The 18,453-nt window shown below is 31.6% G+C and carries 18 protein-coding genes and 1 riboswitch; of the genes, 15 read left to right on the forward strand and 3 right to left on the reverse strand.

What is annotated here, in order from left to right; all coding sequences use genetic code 11:
• Positions 1-59: 59 nt before the first annotated feature.
• Positions 60-581 carry a DUF309 domain-containing protein gene (locus SBL16_RS04715; RefSeq protein WP_107611571.1) on the reverse strand — a complete coding sequence of 174 codons (522 nt, stop codon included), beginning with the start codon at positions 579-581 and terminating at the stop codon, positions 60-62.
• Between the two features lie 93 nt (positions 582-674).
• Between SBL16_RS04715 and SBL16_RS04720 the strand changes: the two genes are divergently transcribed.
• The 6 genes from SBL16_RS04720 to SBL16_RS04745 all read left to right on the forward strand — a co-directional run bounded on the left by SBL16_RS04720 (position 675) and on the right by SBL16_RS04745 (position 6,361).
• The gene (locus SBL16_RS04720; RefSeq protein WP_037537038.1) at positions 675-1,406 is read left to right on the forward strand and encodes a segregation and condensation protein A; all 732 of its coding nucleotides are present in this window, start codon (positions 675-677) and stop codon (positions 1,404-1,406) included.
• Positions 1,399-1,938 carry an SMC-Scp complex subunit ScpB gene (gene scpB, locus SBL16_RS04725; protein ID WP_107611570.1) on the forward strand — a complete coding sequence of 180 codons (540 nt, stop codon included), beginning with the start codon at positions 1,399-1,401 and terminating at the stop codon, positions 1,936-1,938. Before SBL16_RS04720 ends, scpB begins: the two co-directional genes overlap by 8 nt.
• Positions 1,935-2,672, forward strand: a complete 738-nt coding sequence (locus SBL16_RS04730) for a pseudouridine synthase (protein ID WP_011275719.1) — start codon at positions 1,935-1,937, stop codon at positions 2,670-2,672. Before scpB ends, SBL16_RS04730 begins: the two co-directional genes overlap by 4 nt.
• 151 nt (positions 2,673-2,823) lie before the next feature.
• Positions 2,824-3,549, forward strand: a complete 726-nt coding sequence (locus tag SBL16_RS04735; protein WP_107613395.1) for a response regulator — start codon at positions 2,824-2,826, stop codon at positions 3,547-3,549.
• The gene (locus SBL16_RS04740) at positions 3,530-5,287 is read left to right on the forward strand and encodes an ATP-binding protein (RefSeq protein ID WP_142813145.1); all 1,758 of its coding nucleotides are present in this window, start codon (positions 3,530-3,532) and stop codon (positions 5,285-5,287) included. Before SBL16_RS04735 ends, SBL16_RS04740 begins: the two co-directional genes overlap by 20 nt.
• 331 nt (positions 5,288-5,618) lie before the next feature.
• Positions 5,619-5,745, forward strand: a riboswitch (FMN riboswitch).
• 64 nt (positions 5,746-5,809) lie between these two features.
• The gene (locus SBL16_RS04745) at positions 5,810-6,361 is read left to right on the forward strand and encodes an ECF transporter S component (RefSeq protein WP_107611566.1); all 552 of its coding nucleotides are present in this window, start codon (positions 5,810-5,812) and stop codon (positions 6,359-6,361) included.
• A 71-nt stretch (positions 6,362-6,432) separates the two neighbouring features.
• Here the strand turns inward: SBL16_RS04745 and SBL16_RS04750 are convergent, their stop codons facing one another.
• On the reverse strand, positions 6,433-6,681 hold the full coding sequence (locus tag SBL16_RS04750; RefSeq protein WP_002449743.1) for a ferredoxin: 249 nt from the start codon (positions 6,679-6,681) through the stop codon (positions 6,433-6,435).
• Positions 6,682-6,790: 109 nt separating this feature from the next.
• On the opposite strand from SBL16_RS04750, the gene SBL16_RS04755 reads away from it, so the two are divergent.
• From SBL16_RS04755 to ypdA, 4 genes are all read left to right on the forward strand, one after another.
• Positions 6,791-7,744: a helix-turn-helix domain-containing protein gene (locus SBL16_RS04755; protein ID WP_107611565.1), complete on the forward strand. Its 954-nt coding sequence runs from the start codon at positions 6,791-6,793 to the stop codon at positions 7,742-7,744.
• Positions 7,737-9,116 carry a RecQ family ATP-dependent DNA helicase gene (locus tag SBL16_RS04760; protein WP_059747689.1) on the forward strand — a complete coding sequence of 460 codons (1,380 nt, stop codon included), beginning with the start codon at positions 7,737-7,739 and terminating at the stop codon, positions 9,114-9,116. The genes SBL16_RS04755 and SBL16_RS04760 overlap by 8 nt, the downstream gene beginning before the upstream one ends.
• Before the next feature lie 143 nt (positions 9,117-9,259).
• Positions 9,260-10,891, forward strand: coding sequence for an elastin-binding protein EbpS (ebpS, locus tag SBL16_RS04765; protein ID WP_241958344.1), 1,632 nt, complete (start codon positions 9,260-9,262; stop codon positions 10,889-10,891).
• 162 nt (positions 10,892-11,053) lie between these two features.
• Positions 11,054-12,040, forward strand: coding sequence for a bacillithiol disulfide reductase YpdA (ypdA, locus tag SBL16_RS04770; protein ID WP_317952968.1), 987 nt, complete (start codon positions 11,054-11,056; stop codon positions 12,038-12,040).
• Positions 12,041-12,217: 177 nt separating this feature from the next.
• Here ypdA and SBL16_RS04775 read toward each other — a convergent pair whose 3' ends face one another.
• Positions 12,218-13,192, reverse strand: a complete 975-nt coding sequence (locus SBL16_RS04775) for an asparaginase (protein WP_107611562.1) — start codon at positions 13,190-13,192, stop codon at positions 12,218-12,220.
• Positions 13,193-13,267: 75 nt separating this feature from the next.
• Between SBL16_RS04775 and cmk the strand changes: the two genes are divergently transcribed.
• The 5 genes from cmk to SBL16_RS04800 all read left to right on the forward strand — a co-directional run bounded on the left by cmk (position 13,268) and on the right by SBL16_RS04800 (position 18,404).
• Positions 13,268-13,924: a (d)CMP kinase gene (cmk, locus tag SBL16_RS04780; RefSeq protein ID WP_107611561.1), complete on the forward strand. Its 657-nt coding sequence runs from the start codon at positions 13,268-13,270 to the stop codon at positions 13,922-13,924.
• A 311-nt stretch (positions 13,925-14,235) separates the two neighbouring features.
• Entirely contained in the window at positions 14,236-15,414 is a 1,179-nt protein-coding gene (gene rpsA / locus SBL16_RS04785) for a 30S ribosomal protein S1 (protein WP_317952972.1), read from the forward strand.
• 224 nt (positions 15,415-15,638) lie between these two features.
• Positions 15,639-16,949, forward strand: coding sequence for a ribosome biogenesis GTPase Der (gene der / locus SBL16_RS04790; protein ID WP_107611559.1), 1,311 nt, complete (start codon positions 15,639-15,641; stop codon positions 16,947-16,949).
• A 15-nt stretch (positions 16,950-16,964) separates the two neighbouring features.
• Positions 16,965-17,963 (forward strand): NAD(P)H-dependent glycerol-3-phosphate dehydrogenase, encoded by a 999-nt coding sequence (locus SBL16_RS04795; RefSeq protein ID WP_059747522.1) that lies wholly within the window; start codon positions 16,965-16,967, stop codon positions 17,961-17,963.
• A 168-nt stretch (positions 17,964-18,131) separates the two neighbouring features.
• Positions 18,132-18,404, forward strand: a complete 273-nt coding sequence (locus SBL16_RS04800; protein WP_011275733.1) for an HU family DNA-binding protein — start codon at positions 18,132-18,134, stop codon at positions 18,402-18,404.
• Positions 18,405-18,453: the final 49 nt, after the last annotated feature.

The raw sequence follows: 18,453 nt of genomic DNA on the forward strand, positions 1-18,453 counted from the left end.
TTCATAAAAGTTTCCAAAAAGATATTTTATAATTAATGTAAGTCGAGCTACTCTACATTTTATTTTAAATCCTTTCCACTCCTAATATTTTGTTTTTCAATCATCGCTTGATGTCTTGCAATGATTACATCACTTCTATCTCGTTTTTTATGATGATTAACTATATATTCATCTTGAGTTGAATGTGTTGTAAATTTGTAATCTGGATAAGTATTAATAATCTGTTTTTCAAAAATATTATTTACCGGTATGTATACAGGTTTAAAAGATTTTGAATCTTCAATGGATTTAATTTGACTTAAAATTAATGTTTTATAATCTTGCTCATTAAGTTGCAACAACGTTTTATCATTTGCTTTTTCAAAAGTGCCCAATGACTTTTTCAAAGTTACAAGTGCACCTTTTGTATTACCTCTTCTATAATGGTACATAGCAGTTGAAAATAAAATTAAACTCACTATGCCATCCTTTTTAGAAAAATTTATATTTGATTTCCATGCTTCTTCCAAAATATCATGACATAAGAAATAATGTTGGTGATTGTGAAAATAATAATAAAAATCGATTAGGGCTTTGTCCAATACATCTCATCCTTAATTTAATGTTTGTATTATTCATGCTATAATATTTTAGTAAATTATGCACGATAGAGATTCAATATGAGGACGATTAATATGTATGAAGTAAAATTAGATGCCTTTAATGGCCCATTAGATTTGCTACTCCACTTAATTCAAAAATATGAAATTGATATTTATGATATACCAATGAAATCATTAACAGAGCAATATATGCAATATGTCCACGCTATGAAGCAACTAGAAATTAATGTAGCTAGTGAATATTTAGTTATGGCTTCAGAGCTATTAATGATAAAAAGTAAATTATTACTCCCTCAACATGATGTAGACGATAACCTTGAAGAAGATCCACGTGAAGATTTGGTAGGTCGATTAATTGAATATCAAAATTATAAAGAATACACACAATTGTTAACTGAGAAAAAAGAAGAGCGAGAGCACTATTTTACTAAACACCCAACTGACTTATCCCATCTTGAGAAAAACGTCACATGGGATGAGAGCCAAACCTTAGATTTAACGGATTTAATTGTTGCTTATCAACGTGTTAAAAGCAGATTAGCTCTTAGTAAGCCTAAGACAGTTGAAATAATTAAAGAAAGTTTCACTATTCAACAAGCCACTGAAAAGGTAACGACACAATTAAAGCATCATACATCTTTTAACTTCTTCAGTTTATTTACTTTTAGCGAACCAATAGAACAGGTGGTTACTCACTTTTTAGCTATATTGGAGATGTCTAAATCAGGAGTAATCAACATAGAACAAGTTAGAAGTTTTGATGATATACGTATCATTAGAGGAGTGAATTTTAATATTGGATAAACACGGAATCATAGAAGCATTACTATACACAGCTGGGGATGAAGGGCTTGACGAAAAGCAATTATTAGAAATTCTCGATATTAATCAAGCTAAATTATCTGAATTAATTTCATCATACACCTCTAGTGGTTTGATAATTCAAAAATTTGGTTCAACATATATTTTAACTTCAAAAAAAGAAGCTTCACCTTATATTGAACAATTAATTGAACAAAAATCTAATATGAAGTTATCTCAAGCTGCAATGGAAACATTATCAATTATTGCATATAATCAGCCATTGAGTCGTAGTGACATAGAATTAATTAGAGGAATTAATTCTGATGGAGCAGTTAGAACATTAATTGCACGTGGATTAATTGAAGCTAAAGATGTAGAAAATTCTCGTAGTCATGCTTTACAAACAACGGATTTGTTTTTAAATGTATTTGGAATAGAAAAAATTGAAGATTTACCAACAACTGAAGAAGATGAAGAAGAAATGGAAGATTTCTTTAGTAATTTAGTAAATCAAAAAGGAGATACAAAATGAGTAAAGAATTAGAAAGGCTTCAAAAACGAATTGCTAATAGTGGATACACATCACGCAGAAAAGCTGAAACTTTAATTACCGAAGGCAAAGTTAAAGTTAACGGGCAAACCGTAACTGAATTAGGTACTAAAGTAAAAAGTTCTGATACAGTTGAGGTTGAAGGGATTAAAATTGAACAAGAAGACAAAATGTATATTTTGTTCTATAAACCAACTCAAGTTATAACAAGTGTGTCTGACGATAGAGGACGAACTGTGGTTACTGACTACTTTAAAGATTTAGAGACAAGAATTTATCCTGTTGGTAGATTAGATTATGATACATCAGGATTATTGTTACTTACTAATGATGGCGAATTTACAAACTTAATGACTCACCCAAGATATCATATTCAAAAAAAATATGTGGCTAAATTAAAAGGTTACCTCATGAGAGAAGAAGTTAAAGCTTTAGAAAATGGGATTGAACTTGAAGATGGTTTTACTCAACCAGCTCAAGTCAAAGTAAAAAAGCAAGATAAAGATAAAAATATTACACTTGTAGAAATCACTATTAGTGAAGGACGAAATCGACAAGTTCGTCGTATGTTCGAGCATTTTGGACATCAAGTTGATAAATTAACAAGAATTGAGTTCGGCAACTTGAATCTTAAAGGATTAAATGCAGGTGAGGGCAGAGTACTGACACCTCATGAAGTTAAAGTACTAAGACATATGGCAGAAAATGGAAAATAAATGAAGTAAATTTTACAATAGCAAGAGAAATTAAATGATATTAATTTCTCTTGCTATTTTTTTCACAAAGTTAACTTTAAAGTAAAGCTTTCAATCATGCTGTATGCTATAATAATGAGTGAATTGAGCATGTGTAGGAGGTATAAACATAATGACAAATGAAATATTAATTGTAGACGATGAGGATAGAATCAGAAGATTATTAAAACTATACCTAGAGAGAGAATCGTTTACGATTCATGAAGCAAGTAATGGCAAAGAAGCTTATAATCTTGCTATTGAAAATGACTATGCGTGCATACTTTTAGACTTGATGTTACCAGAAATGGATGGTATTGAAGTAGCATCTAAGTTACGTGAACATAAAGACACGCCTATTATTATGCTTACAGCTAAAGGCGAAGAAACAAATAGGGTAGAAGGATTTGAGTCTGGCGCAGATGATTATATCGTCAAACCATTCTCACCAAGAGAGGTTGTTCTAAGAGTAAAAGCATTATTACGTAGAACGCAATCTTCTAAACCTGAACAAAGTGAACCTCATGCAAGAGATGTTATTGAATTTAATCATTTAATTATTGATAATGATGCGCATCGAGTATTAGCAGATAACCAACAAGTTAATTTAACTCCAAAAGAGTACGAATTACTTATTTATTTAGCTAAGACGCCTAATAAAGTGTTTGATCGTGAACAACTTTTAAAAGAAGTATGGCATTATGAATTTTATGGTGATTTAAGAACAGTAGACACTCATGTTAAACGCCTGCGTGAGAAACTAAATCGTGTATCAGAAGATGCTGCACATATGATTCAAACTGTTTGGGGTGTTGGTTACAAATTCGAGGTAAAGTCTAATGACGAACCGACTAAATAGTGTGGTAATAAAACTGTGGTTAACTATACTTTTCATAGTAACGACAGTTTTAATTTTATTAAGTGCGGCATTAATTACTTTTATACAATACTACTACACACAGCAAACTGAAAATGCTATAAGAGAAGATGCGTCTAGAATCAGCCACTTAGTTGAACAAGCTGATAATAAAACTTTAGCCATAGAACACAGCCAACAATTAATAGATGGATCAGGTGGCGTTATTATAATGGCTAATAAGTCTTCAAGTATTAAAAGTTCAAATAGCAATACTAAAGACAAAATGCTTGAAGAGATACACAAGAATTCGCAATTCCAACGCGTCTTCTCTCAAGGAAAGTCTACCACTCAAAATATAACAATAAGTAACAACGGTAATTCCCATTCCTATATTTTGTTAGGCTATCCTATGAAAGCGCAAGAAAATGCAAATTCAAAATATAGTGCAGTATTCATTTATCAAGATTTAAAGTCTATTGAAGATACTAATAATGCAATTACCATTATCATTTTAATCACCGCCATTATATTTATCGCTGTTTCAACAATATTTGCATTCTTTTTATCAAATAGAATTACTAAACCTTTACGACAACTTAGAACTCAAGCTATTAATATTTCTAAAGGTGATTATTCAAAACAGACAAGTGTTTCAACTAAAGATGAGATAGGCGAATTATCACATACGTTTAATAATATGAGTTCTGAAATACAAGAGAATATAGAGGCACTTTCAACTCAAAAAAATATAAGAGATAGTTTGATTAATTCTATGATTGAAGGTGTATTGGGTTTAAATGATAAGAGGGAAGTTATTCTTTCAAATAAAATGGCTGACGATATTATCAAATCAATAGACAAAACTGTATATAAAGAAATTGAAAAGCAAATTGAAACTACAATTGTTTCAAAAGACACCGAATTTCAAGAATATGAGATTAACAACAAATATTACGTCATAATCATGAGTTATGTAGAGAGAATTCAACAAGATGGCCGTAGTGGAATTGTAGTCATTATAAGAGATATGACTAATGAACATAATTTAGATCAGATGAAGAAAGATTTCATTGCCAATGTTTCACATGAATTACGTACACCTATTTCGTTATTACAAGGTTATACTGAATCAATTGTAGATGGTATTGTCACTGAACCAGAAGAAATTCGAGATTCTTTATCAATTGTATTAGATGAAACGAAACGTTTAAATCGATTAGTAAATGAATTATTAAATGTGGCTCGCATGGATGCAGAGGGTTTAACTGTTAATAAAGAAAAACAACCTATTAAACCTTTACTATCTAAAATGCAAATGAAATATAGACAACAGGCTGAGGATTTAGAATTAAATATGTCATTAGAACCAAACATCGGTGATGAATTGTGGGAATACGATGCCGATCGCATAGACCAAGTTCTAACAAATTTAATTGACAATGCCACACGTTATACTCAACCAGGTGATTCAATATCAATTACAACAACTACGGATGATTCCTATCAAACGTTGTACATTAAAGATACTGGGAGTGGCATATCTCCAGAGCATCTTGAACTCGTATTCGACAGATTTTATAAAGTAGAGGCTTCAAGAACTAGAGGTAAACAGGGAACTGGTTTAGGACTATTTATATGTAAAATGATAATCGAAGAACATGGTGGTACTATTAAAGTTGAAAGTGAAGTAAACAAAGGTACAACATTCATAATTAAGTTACCAAAGCCTAAAAATTAATATGCCTATTAATATATTTATTTTATCTAAGAGCAAGAGCCTGGGACATAAATAATATGATGATGCTATTTTGCAAATTCGCAGTAGCTGACTGAACTGAAAATGCGCTTAAATCAAGCTTTTTTCAGTTCTATTCATCCTTGCGGGCGGGGCCCCAACAAAGAGAATTTCACTAAGAAATTCTACAAGCAAAGCAAGTTGGGAGTGGGACGACGAATTTAAAAAGAATTCTGTCCCACTCCCATTTCTCTTTTTTAAATAAGTCTAAGCACCATTATTGCGCAATGCTTTCACATAAGGTAATATAAAGATTAAATTAATCAATTATATAATTCATCTTCGGGGTAGGGTGCAATTCCCAACCGGCAGTAAATTAAGCCTGCGACCCGCTTCTTTGAAGTGGCTGATTCAGTGGAAATCTGAAGCCGACAGTATAGTCTGGATGGGAGAAGATGGAGGTTTTTTTGTTGTGCAAAATTATCTCCTATTCTATGTAAGATGAATGGAAGGAGAAAATTAAATATGCAACAAAACAAACGTCTTATCACTATTAGCATGTTAAGTGCCATAGCGTTTATTTTAACATTCATTAAATTTCCGCTACCTTTTTTACCACCATACTTAACATTAGACTTTAGTGATGTTCCAACTTTATTAGCAACATTTCTTTTAGGTCCCGTTGCTGGTATTTTAGTAGCACTTATCAAAAATATACTTAATTTTTTATTCAATATGGGAGATCCTGTTGGTCCAGTTGCCAATTTTTTAGCAGGTGTTAGTTTCTTGTTATCCGCTTATTATGTAACTAAGCGTCAGGGCCGTCAAGGAGATACACCACGTTCATTGGTTATGGGGCTAGCTATAGGTACTATAGTGATGACTATCGTACTTAGTATACTGAATTACTTTGTTTTACTTCCACTATATGGAATGATTTTTAATTTAGGTGATGTCTTTAACAATCTAAAAATTATCATTTTATCAGGTGTTATACCTTTCAATATTATAAAAGGTATCGTGATTTCAATTATATTTGCGCTTTTATACAGAAGATTAAAACGCGTATTATCATAAAAAACCTCCTAATGTTGAACTCATTATTCAACATTAGGAGGTTTCATTATTAATTCACTCATAATATGTGACTATTCAAATTTAAGAGCATCACCATCAAATGGTTCTTCTTCAATCTTAATTGAATCAGTCGGACAACCTTCAAGTGCATCTTCCATATCTTCGTATAATTCTTCTGGTACTTCTGCAGTACCTTGATTATCATCAAGGATTACGAAAGCAATACCTTCGTCGTCATAATCGTAAATGTCAGGTGCAGCAGCACCACATGCTCCACAAGCAATACATGTATCCATATCAACGATTGTATATTTTGCCAAATTCTTCGCCTCCTTTGATAAAAATGCTACACTAGTATAACAAATGTTAAATAACACTTCGATTAATTTATCTACTATTCTATTAGTTATATAAAGTGAGGATTCATTAATGCATTCAATTATTACATATGCATCAAATCATTCATTCGATTATAAAACCAACAAAAGTATTTATAATATTTTGAATGGAAAAAAATCACATCAAACATTTTTTGATGCATGTTCCCAACAACTTTTATCATTATATCATAGTTTACCTAAATTAAAATATCCGTCTTTTGAGCGATTTTTAGATACCTATGATAATCAAAATACTGACATTACAATTCATCCAAGATATACATACGATAGTATGATCCAAACTTTTAGTTGTATTCAATTACTAATCCAAACTATAACTCATTTTAAAAACAACCACTTAAACTTTATACCAATTACACAACAAATAACTGTTCAAAGTAGAGTAAAACAAATCTATTCAAAAATACTGGAACAAAATTTAGTTGATGATTTTGAAAAAGAAATCGAGCAACTCTTTCATTTTATTGATGAAAAATGTAGTAACAACTGTTTAATCCATTATTACCTACAAGGTTATGAAGAACCTATGTATACGCGACAGCAGGTTTCGTTAATAGAAGATATACCTGTAACTAAGTTATTTGTACTTGAACTCAATAATTTAGTGCAAATGATGTTTGCATTAGAAAACGATAAACAATTTCCTATATTAACTCAAACAATCATACTACCGAATTTGTTAAATAAAACGACAATTACGTATCATCAATTACTCAAAGGACTTTCTATGGATGAGGTTGCAGTGACCCAAAATGTTAAAATTAACACAATCGAAGATCACGTTCTTGAATTATTTATAAAAGGATATTTTTTAGAATATCAAACCTTTGTTAATGGACCACAAACAAGTGAATTTATAGCATTCTATGATCAAAACAGAGGACATAAATTAAAATTTTATAAAGAAGAATTTGATCAATTATCTTATTTTCAAATTAAATTGTTAATAGTCGGTATTGAAAGAGGTGAATTGAGTGCTTGAAGAAAAATTGAAAGAATGGTTCGGATTCTCATCATTTAATCCTGGTCAAAAAGAAATAATCGAAAGTGTAGTTAGTAAGAAAGATACTCTAGGTATTCTTCCTACGGGGAGTGGTAAAAGCTTATGTTACCAAATGCCAACCTATATGAAAGGAAAGCCAACATTAATAATATCTCCCTTAATTTCTCTTATGGATGACCAAGTGATGCAATTGAAAGCTCAAGGTGAGAAATTTGTTACTTCTATTCATTCAGGCATGGATGAAAATGAAAAACAACAAAACATAAATTCATTACACAAAAGTCGCTTTGTTTTTTTAAGTCCGGAATTTATTTTACAAACACAAAACTTTAAATTAATTAGGAATATTGACTTCGGATTAATTGTACTTGATGAGGCTCATTGTCTATCTGAATGGGGTTATGATTTCCGTCCTCATTATGCATTAATAGGGGAGATAACATCTCATTATAAAAATGCATCGATACTGGCTTTAACAGCTACAGCACCACCTCATTTAGAAAATGATTTAAATCTTATCTTATCTAGAAAATTAAATGTAATTAAGACTTCTATGAATCGAGAGAATATATCTTTTACTCACCTCAATTTTGAAAATGATGGTGATAAAATTAAGTGGCTGTTAAACTTTTTAGAGCAATCTGGTCCAACTATTATTTATGTTTCATCTAAAAAGGTCTGTCTAGAATTAGCCAATATGATATACCACCACGGTTATTTAACCGGTATTTATCATGGTGATTTGTCTTATCAAGAACGACATACTGTACAAAATCAATTTATGGAGAACTTTATACCCGTTATCGTGGCTACTAGTGCTTTTGGCATGGGTGTTAATAAAAAAGACATTAGAACAGTCATCCATTTTCATTTATCAACAAGTCCTTCAAATTACTTACAAGAAATTGGTAGAGCCGGGAGAGATAATTTGCAAAGCCAAGCGATTAGTCTATATCAGCCAGACGATAGCTATATATTAGAGACATTATTGTTTAGTGATGTGATAACTACTGAAGACATCGATGCTTTTGATATAGGAGCTTTTTTACCTCCTCAAAAGCAAGAAATACTAACCATATTGAGTCAAAGATATTCATCCAACGTACTCAAAACAATTTTTAACAATTCATTAATTCGAAAAAAATTAGGTTATCAAAGAATGATTGGTTATACATCCCTAGATCAATGTAGACGTCGTTATTTATTAGAATTTTTTGGTGATAATCCAACTCAACCTCAACAATGTTGTGATATAGATTCTAATTTGATGCCTATAAAAGTTACCAATAGAAAAAAAGTTAAAAGAAAATTAAGTTATACTGAAAAGTTAAAATATTTATTTAAAGTATAGTTGCTTTTCTTTACTAAATTTATTTTAAGAGGATATAATTATAATACTTAAAGTTTTTCAAGAAATATTTAAATACTATACATATTTCACGCTTTGTGGGGTATATGGTATGTGATATTTAAATAATTATTTAAGAGAGGATGATGACCGTGTCTAAAAATAATTTTAGAGATGATTTCGAAAAAAATCGTCAGTCTATTAATTCTGATGATCAATTCGAAGATAATACAAACGAGTTTGATGAAAATTCAAATGAGTCCAATGATTTTGATAATCAATCAGACCAACAATTCCCACCTAGAAACGCACAAAGACGTCAAAGAAGACGTAACCAAGCTACTAATAAAAACAGAAAATTTGATAATCAAAATTCTGATTCAAATGCTAATGGTTCACTTGATGATCGACACGATGAAGACTCTTTCAATGAGTTACAACACAATCAGCAAGAAGAGCATCTAGATAACGAGCCAATACATAAGGATGACAAACGTTCTTTTGATAGAGACTTTAATGATGATGCTTCACGTAGAAATAATCGTCATGAAGCATCAAATAGAAAACATGATAAAGACTATGATAATGATAGTTTGAATGATGATGATCGTCATCGTCGTAATCATGAAGAAAGTATCGATGAACGTCAAGATAATCAAAATCTTAAAGATCAACAAAACAAAAAGTCTCGACATGGCAAAGACGCTGCAATAGCTGGAGGTGCCGGAGTCGCTGGAGCTGCTGGTGCTAAAGCTGCAAAAGACAAACATAAAAAAGATACACATCATGACTCAAAATACAACGAACATAAAGATAATCATGATTTAAATAACGATAATAAATATGATCAAAACAGAAAACATGATAAAGACCTTCATGACGACCATCGTGACACCAAAGATAACCATTCTAAAGAAGAACCAAAAAAAGGTAATAAAGGTAAAAAAGCAGCAGTTGGTGCCGGTGCGGCTGGTGCGGCTGGCGCAGCTGGAGTAGCAGCTGCAAAACATAAAAAAGACCATAAAAATAATAATCAAAACCATGAAGATAATCATAGCCATAACAGAGATCATCAAGACGATCATAGAAATCATAAACATGACGATGGTAATGATGGATTCCAAGCTCACAATGGTAAAAAGAAACGTGGTCTAGCTGGTATTTTACTTCCACTTATCGCTTTATTACTTATTCTAGCGGCACTTGCTATCTTTATTGGAATGTATTTAAACAACGATAAAAAAGACAGCAACCAAGCAGATAACAAAACAGAACAAACTGCTAACAAAGATAACAACAAAGATAGTAAAGACAAAGCTAGTAATGATAGCGACAAAGACAAAGCAAGCAGTGACAAAGATAAAGACAAAGCAACTAATGATGACGACTCAAATGACAAAGCTACAACAGACAATGAATCATCTAGTAATTCAAGTGATGATAATAGTAGCACTTCAGATAATAGTACTTCATCAAACTCATCTGATAACAGTTCATCATCAGATAATAATGCTAGTAACTCAAATAGTGACAATAACAATGGTAACTCTCAAGCTACTTCAAACAGTAGCAGTCAAAGTAACAGCAATAATAATCAATCAAATAGTTCTAATTCAGGACAACAAACTCACGTAGTATCAGGTAATGAAAACTTATACCGTATCGCTATTCAATACTACGGAGAAGGTACTGTTGAAAATGTAAATAAACTTAAACAAGCTAATGGCTTATCAAGTAATAACATTTCTAATGGTCAAAAATTAATAATCCCACAATAACTTAGTTATCATTCATAAGAGACTGAAACAAAATTGTTTCAGTCTTTTTTTGTTTCAATGCACATATAATTTTAATTTTATATAAATATTGTGAGTGCTATTCTATTTAGAAATAGCGAAACAACTGCTATAATATATGGGTGATTAAAGGAGGCCAATGACATGCAAAGCATAGAAAGTATTATTATCGGCGGAGGCCCATGCGGTTTAAGTGCTGCTATTGAACAAAAAAGAAAGGGTATTGATACATTAGTCATCGAAAAAGGGAATGTTGTAGATGCTATATATAAATATCCAACACACCAAACATTTTTCTCATCTAGTGATAAATTAAGTATCGGTGATATTCCTTTTATCGTCGAAGAAAGTAAACCTCGACGCAATCAAGCACTAGTATATTATAGAGAAGTTGTTAAACATCATCAGTTAAATGTTCATGCATTTGAAGAAGTACTCACTGTTAAAAAAATTGACAATAAATTCACTATAACAACTACTAAAGATGTTTATGAGTGTAAATTTTTAACTGTTGCAACCGGTTATTATGGTCAACATAATAATTTAGAGGTTAAAGGGGCAGAACTTCCTAAAGTACAACATTATTTTAAAGAAGCACACCCGTTTTTTAATTTAGATGTTACTGTCATAGGTGGTAAAAATTCTGCTGTTGACGCTGCATTAGAATTAGAAAAAGCTGGTGCAAATGTAACTGTACTTTACAGAGGTAATCGATATTCAGCTGCCATTAAACCATGGATATTGCCAAATTTTGAATCGTTAGTTAATCATGAAAAAATCACTATGGAGTTCAATGCGAACGTTACTGAAATAACAGAGAATAGCGTGATTTATGAAAAGAACGGTAAAGTTACAGAGATACCTAATGATCATGTATTTGCAATGATAGGGTATCACCCTGATTACGACTTCTTAGAATCTATTGGAATTGAAATTAATACAAATGAATATGGAACTGCTCCAGTTCATAACAAAGAAACTTTTGAGACAAATGTTGAGAATTGCTATATTGCTGGCGTAATTGCTGCAGGTAATGATAATAATGCAATCTTTATTGAAAATGGTAAATATCATGGCGGGATTATTACTCAGAGTATTTTAAGTAAAAAGCAAACACCACTTGAAAGTTAAGGACAGAAGTATAAAACAGCAGTATAGTTGATAAGAGCTGAGAACGACGCAACATTAGTGTCTTCTCAGCTCTTATCATCCTTATGAAGATAAATTAATATAATACCAAAAGATTATTAAGTAGTAACTTCTCAAGCAAACCAAATTAAATCACATTATTTTTCTAAAATCTTGTAATTAATTTTGCTTTTCAAAATAATTTTTTAATTCTACAATATTGAGTTGATTACTTAGGCCAATTAGTAACTTAAGTCTTGCTTTAGGACCATTTAATCCATTTGAAAATATTAAACCTTTATTCGCTAATTGAAAGCCTCCACCTTCATAGGCATATACTGGACTTACAATCCCATTAAATGATCTAGAAACTAATACAATAGGTATATTATTATTTAAACAAGATTGGACTCCTTTCAAGCAACTTGGAGGTAAATTTCCTTGGCCTAAAGCTTCAATGACGATACCATCTACGTTTTGTTGGGCATAAAAATTAAATATGTCACTTTCCATGCCCATATAAGCTTTTATCAATGGTACTTTCAACTGATGATTTATTATTTTAAATGACTGTTGTTTATAAGGTTGATTATAGAATTGAACATTATCTTTAGTTAATATTCCTAATGGTCCTTGATTTGGACTTTGGAAGGTATTGATGTTAGAAGTATGCGTCTTCGTTACATTTCTAGCAGTATGTATTTCATCATTGAATACGACCATAACGCCTTTGTCATTTGCATCACTAGAAGAGGCTACACGAATTGATGAAATGAAATTATATAATCCATCGGAACCAATTTCATTGGAAGATCTCATTGCACCAGTTATAACAACAGGACATCTAATGTCTATTAATAAATCTAAAAGGTATGCAGTCTCTTCAAGAGTATCAGTACCATGTGTAACTACAAAACCATCATATTTATCTGTCTCATTAGCTTCAATAATTATATTTCTCAACTTCTCGACATTTTGAATCGTTATATGAGGAGACGGAATGTTAAATGGATGAATTTCATCAACATTAGCGTATTGGCCAATAATATCTCTATGAAGAGATATTGGATTCACATCATTTGTTACTACTTGACTAAATTGGTTTTGGGACATGCTTATTGTGCCACCAGTATGTATAACTAATAATCTTTTCATTTCGTTCCTCCTATTTTTAATTTACATATTTATGATAAAATAATACAAATAAAACAACAAGGAAGGATAAATAATATGGACTTAATAAATATTGCCTTGGATGGTCCTGCAGCTGCAGGTAAAAGTACTATTGCACGACAAGTAGCTAGTAAATTGTCTATGATTTACGTTGATACAGGTGCAATGTACCGTGCGATTACTTATAAATATCTTCAAAATGATAACCCAGAGGATTTTAAAACACTCGTTAATCAAACGACGTTGGAATTAACCTATGACAAAAGTAAAGGACAACGAATTTTATTAGATAATCAAGACGTCACTGATTTTTTAAGAGAAAATGATGTAACTCAAAATGTATCTTATGTTGCTTCTAAAGAACCTGTTAGAACATTTGCAGTTGAAAAGCAGAAAGATCTAGCAGCTAAAAAAGGAATTGTTATGGATGGCCGAGATATTGGCACAGTAGTATTACCAGATGCAGAATTAAAAGTGTTCATGATCGCTTCAGTTGAAGAAAGAGCTGAAAGACGTCAAAAAGAAAATGAACAAAGAGGTATCCCATCAACACTATCGCAATTAAAAAAAGAAATAGAAGAAAGAGATCATTACGATATGAATCGGGACATTTCACCTTTAAAAAAAGCTGATGACGCCGTTACAGTGGATACAACTGGTAAAACGATTGAAGAAGTAACTGAAGAAATAATGACTTTGGTTAACAATATTTAGATAAATAATGACAGCTATTTAGAGTGATTCGTACTTAACTAAGTTTAAAGTGCGAATTATTTTAAATAGCTATTTTTATTCTATATAATTAAAAGTGGTAACTATTAAGCACTTTTTTAATCGTATAACATATATTTAGTTCGTATAAAAATTATAAATTTTCAAAAGTTACAAATCAGTTAAATTTTCATTTTATAATTTTAATAATTGATAATTTTTTTAAGAACTTATGAAACTAAAGGGGAATTTCTTGACAATTCTACTGGTTTATAAGATGTTATATGTATGTAGTGTATAAGGAGGCAAACAAGATGACTGAAGAATTCAATGAATCAATGATTAATGATATTAAAGAAGGTGACAAAGTCACTGGTGAGGTTCAACAAGTTGAAGACAAACAAGTCGTAGTTCATATTAATGGTGGCAAATTCAATGGAATCATTCCAATTAGCCAACTTTCAACTCATCATATTGAGAACCCAAGTGAGGTAGTTAAACAAGGTGATGAAATTGAAGCATATGTTACTAAAATCGAAGTTGATGAAGAAAATGACTCAGGTGCGTATATTCTTTCAAAACGTCAACTTGAAACTGAAAAATCATATGAATATTTACAAGAAAAACTTGATAATGACGAAATAATTGAGGCTAAAGTTACAGAAGTAGTTAAAGGTGGCCTGGTTGTAGATGTAGGTCAACGCGGTTTTGTACCAGCTTCACTAATTTCAACTGATTTCATTGAAGATTTCTCTGTATTCGATGGACAAACTATTCGCATTAAAGTAGAAGAATTAGATCCTGAAAATAATAGAGTCATTTTAAGCCGTAAAGCAGTAGAGCAAGCTGAAAATGATGTGAAAAAAGCTTCTTTATTAGAATCACTTAATACTGGTGATGTTATTAAAGGTAAAGTCGCTCGTCTAACTAACTTTGGTGCTTTTGTTGATATCGGTGGCGTAGATGGCTTAGTCCACGTTTCTGAATTATCTCATGAACATGTTGATTCTACAGAAGATGTAGTTTCTGTAGGTCAAGAGGTAGATGTAAAAGTTAAGTCTGTAGAAAAAGATGTTGAACGTATTTCACTTTCTATCAAAGATACGTTACCTACACCATTTGAAAGCATTAAAGGACAATTTCATGAAGATGATGTTATTGAAGGTAAAGTTGTGCGTTTAGCTAACTTCGGTGCTTTCGTTGAAATTGCTCCAGGTGTTCAAGGTTTAGTGCATATTTCAGAAATTGCTCATGAACATATTGGCACACCAGGTGAAAAACTTGAGCCAGGACAACAAGTTAATGTTAAAATTTTAGGTATAGATGAAGAAAATGAACGTATCTCACTTTCAATTAAAGCTACATTACCTAAAGAAGACGTTGTTGAGAGCGATGATGCTACAACTCAATCATACTTAAGTAATGATTCAAATGAAGACAACCCAACATTAGGTGATGTCTTTGGCGATAAATTTAAAGACTTAAAATTTTAATCTCAAGTTATCATACAAACTCATTCCCAATTAAAGTTTAAGACTTTAATTGGGAATTTTCATTTTCTCACAATTTAATGGATCATAATGGTAATTAAATTATGAAATGTAGCGAGATTTATTGTTTTAAAAACCATATTTTTGCTTAACTTGCATACTTTGTTTGAAATAAGTAGGTCATATGATAAAATTATAGAGATTTTAGAAAGAGAGGAAGTTAGCTTATGACGAAACCTATTGTAGCTATTGTAGGTAGGCCTAATGTAGGGAAATCTACAATATTTAATAGAGTAGTAGGTGAACGTGTTTCAATTGTCGAAGACACACCTGGTGTTACACGTGATAGAATTTATTCATCAGGCGAATGGTTAACACATGAATTTAATATTATTGATACTGGTGGAATAGAAATAGGAGATGCTCCATTTCAAACCCAAATAAGAGCACAAGCTGAAATCGCAATTGATGAAGCAGATGTCATTATCTTTATGGTGAATGTTCGAGAAGGTTTAACCCAAAGTGATGAAATGGTTGCACAGATGCTATATAAATCTAAAAAGCCTGTTGTATTGGCCGTTAATAAAGTAGATAACCCTGAAATGAGAAATGACATTTTTGACTTTTACTCATTAGGTTTTGGAGATCCATATCCAATATCAGGATCACACGGCTTAGGTTTAGGGGATTTATTAGATGAGGTAGTTAAACACTTTAATGATGAAACTGAAGATCCATATGATGAAGATACTATAAGACTATCGATAATCGGTCGTCCTAATGTAGGAAAATCTAGTTTAGTAAATGCAATTCTTGGTGAAGAACGCGTTATTGTATCAAACGTTGCAGGAACTACTAGAGATGCTGTTGATAGTGAATACAGTTATGATGGACAAGATTATGTTTTAATAGATACAGCAGGTATGCGTAAAAAAGGGAAAGTGTATGAATCAACTGAAAAATATTCAGTACTACGTGCACTTAAAGCAATTGAACGTTCTAATGTAGTCTTGATTGTAATCGATGCTGAGGAAGGTATAATCGAGCAAGATAAACGTGTTGCAGGATATGCTCACGAAGAAGGTAAAGCAGTTGTCATTGTAGTGAATAAATGGGACACAGTTGACAAAGATAGTAACACAATGAAGAAATTTGCTGATGATGTCAGAAATCAGTTCCAATTTTTAGATTATGCTCAAATTGCTTTTGTTTCTGCTAAGGAAGGCACTCGTTTACGCACGTTATTCCCATATATTAATGAAGCAAGCGAAAACCATAAAAAACGTGTTCAAAGTTCTACTTTAAATGAAGTTGTCACTGACGCCATATCTATGAATCCTACGCCAACAGATAAAGGCCGTCGTTTAAATGTATTCTATACTACACAAGTAGCTATCGAGCCTCCAACATTTGTTGTATTCGTTAATGATGTCGAACTAATGCATTTTTCTTACAAACGTTACCTTGAAAATCAAATCCGTCATGCATTTGGTTTTGAAGGAACACCTATTCACATCATTCCAAGAAGAAGAAACTAAGAAGGAGATAAAACTATGACTAAAATTACTGTTTTTGGTATGGGAAGTTTTGGTACTGCATTAGCTAATGTATTAGCTGAAAATGGACATACTGTTTTAATGTGGGGAAAAAATGAAGATAGTGTGAAAGAATTAAATGATCACCATCAAAATAAACGCTATCTAAAAGATGTCGTTTTAAATAGTAGTATTAAAGCAACCAGTGATATTAAAGAAGCCGTGAATTTTACTGATATATATTTAATGGCTCTACCAACTAAAGCAATGCGCGAAGTTACAAGTGAAATTGATAATTTAATTGATACTAAGAAAACTTTTATACATGTTGCAAAAGGAATAGAAAATGATACATTCAAACGTGTTTCAGAAATGATTGAAGATTCAATTTCAGAAGAACACAATGGTGGTATCGGTGTTTTATCAGGTCCTAGTCACGCAGAAGAAGTAGTGATTAAACAACCAACTACAGTCGCCGCATCATCAAAAGATGAAAAAGTTAGCAAACTGATTCAAGATTTATTTATGAATGATTATTTACGTGTATACACTAATAATGATTTAGTCGGTGTTGAACTAGGAGGAGCATTAAAAAATATCATTGCAGTTGCGAGTGGTATTGTAGCCGGCATGGGCTATGGTGATAATGCTAAAGCTGCTTTAATGACACGAGGTTTAGCTGAAATAAGCAGATTAGGTGAAAAATTAGGTGCTGATCCAATGACATTTTTAGGTCTTGGTGGTATTGGAGATCTAATTGTTACTTGTACATCAACGCATTCACGTAATTACACTTTAGGATTTAAATTAGGACAAGGCCAAACGATGGATGAAGCTTTAAATGAAATGAATATGGTAGTAGAAGGAATTTATACTACTAATTCTGTATACCATTTAGCTAAACAACAAAATGTTGATATGCCTATAACTAATGCACTTTACAAGGTTTTATTCGAAGATAATCCGGTTAAAGACAGTGTTAAAGATTTAATGGGAAGAGATAAAAAATCTGAATAAAGTGTAATATTACTCATTATCAAAAATTTTTCGCAGATTTGTACATAAAATACTGATATTTCAGTGTTTTAAGTGCATAAATTATTGCGGTAACATTAATTGTTGTGTTAAAGTCATAGCATAATGATATAAAGATATCATTATCATTCATCTGGAGGTGAACTCGTAATGAATAAAACTGATTTAATTAATGCAGTTGCAGAACAAGCTGATTTAACTAAAAAAGAAGCTGGTTCAGCTGTAGATGCTGTTTTCGAATCAATCCAACAATCACTTTCTAAAGGTGAAAAAGTTCAATTAATTGGTTTCGGAAACTTTGAGGTTCGTGAACGTGCTGCACGTAAAGGACGTAACCCTCAAACAGGTAAAGAAATTGAAATTCCTGCAAGTAAAGTTCCAGCATTTAAAGCTGGTAAAGCATTAAAAGATGCTGTTAAATAATTTACTTAAAAGCCCTATAAAGGGCTTTTTTTTATACATAAATCATTAT

It is taken from the genome of Staphylococcus sp. NWU MK-U1 (assembly GCF_033283505.1).
Lineage (GTDB): Bacteria > Bacillota > Bacilli > Staphylococcales > Staphylococcaceae > Staphylococcus > Staphylococcus haemolyticus.

Excerpts from the sequence above, each read along its gene's own strand:
- SBL16_RS04720 (WP_037537038.1), top strand. The coding sequence starts at position 675 with ATGTATGAAGTAAAATTAGATGCCTTTAATGGCCCATTAGATTTGCTA.
- SBL16_RS04730 (WP_011275719.1), top strand. The coding sequence starts at position 1,935 with ATGAGTAAAGAATTAGAAAGGCTTCAAAAACGAATTGCTAATAGTGGA.
- SBL16_RS04735 (WP_107613395.1), top strand. The coding sequence starts at position 2,824 with ATGACAAATGAAATATTAATTGTAGACGATGAGGATAGAATCAGAAGA.
- SBL16_RS04740 (WP_142813145.1), top strand. The coding sequence starts at position 3,530 with ATGACGAACCGACTAAATAGTGTGGTAATAAAACTGTGGTTAACTATA.
- SBL16_RS04745 (WP_107611566.1), top strand. The coding sequence starts at position 5,810 with ATGCAACAAAACAAACGTCTTATCACTATTAGCATGTTAAGTGCCATA.
- SBL16_RS04755 (WP_107611565.1), top strand. The coding sequence starts at position 6,791 with ATGCATTCAATTATTACATATGCATCAAATCATTCATTCGATTATAAA.
- ebpS (WP_241958344.1), top strand. The coding sequence starts at position 9,260 with ATGACCGTGTCTAAAAATAATTTTAGAGATGATTTCGAAAAAAATCGT.
- ypdA (WP_317952968.1), top strand. The coding sequence starts at position 11,054 with ATGCAAAGCATAGAAAGTATTATTATCGGCGGAGGCCCATGCGGTTTA.
- SBL16_RS04775 (WP_107611562.1), bottom strand. The coding sequence starts at position 13,192 with ATGAAAAGATTATTAGTTATACATACTGGTGGCACAATAAGCATGTCC.
- cmk (WP_107611561.1), top strand. The coding sequence starts at position 13,268 with ATGGACTTAATAAATATTGCCTTGGATGGTCCTGCAGCTGCAGGTAAA.
- rpsA (WP_317952972.1), top strand. The coding sequence starts at position 14,236 with ATGACTGAAGAATTCAATGAATCAATGATTAATGATATTAAAGAAGGT.
- der (WP_107611559.1), top strand. The coding sequence starts at position 15,639 with ATGACGAAACCTATTGTAGCTATTGTAGGTAGGCCTAATGTAGGGAAA.
- SBL16_RS04795 (WP_059747522.1), top strand. The coding sequence starts at position 16,965 with ATGACTAAAATTACTGTTTTTGGTATGGGAAGTTTTGGTACTGCATTA.
- SBL16_RS04800 (WP_011275733.1), top strand. The coding sequence starts at position 18,132 with ATGAATAAAACTGATTTAATTAATGCAGTTGCAGAACAAGCTGATTTA.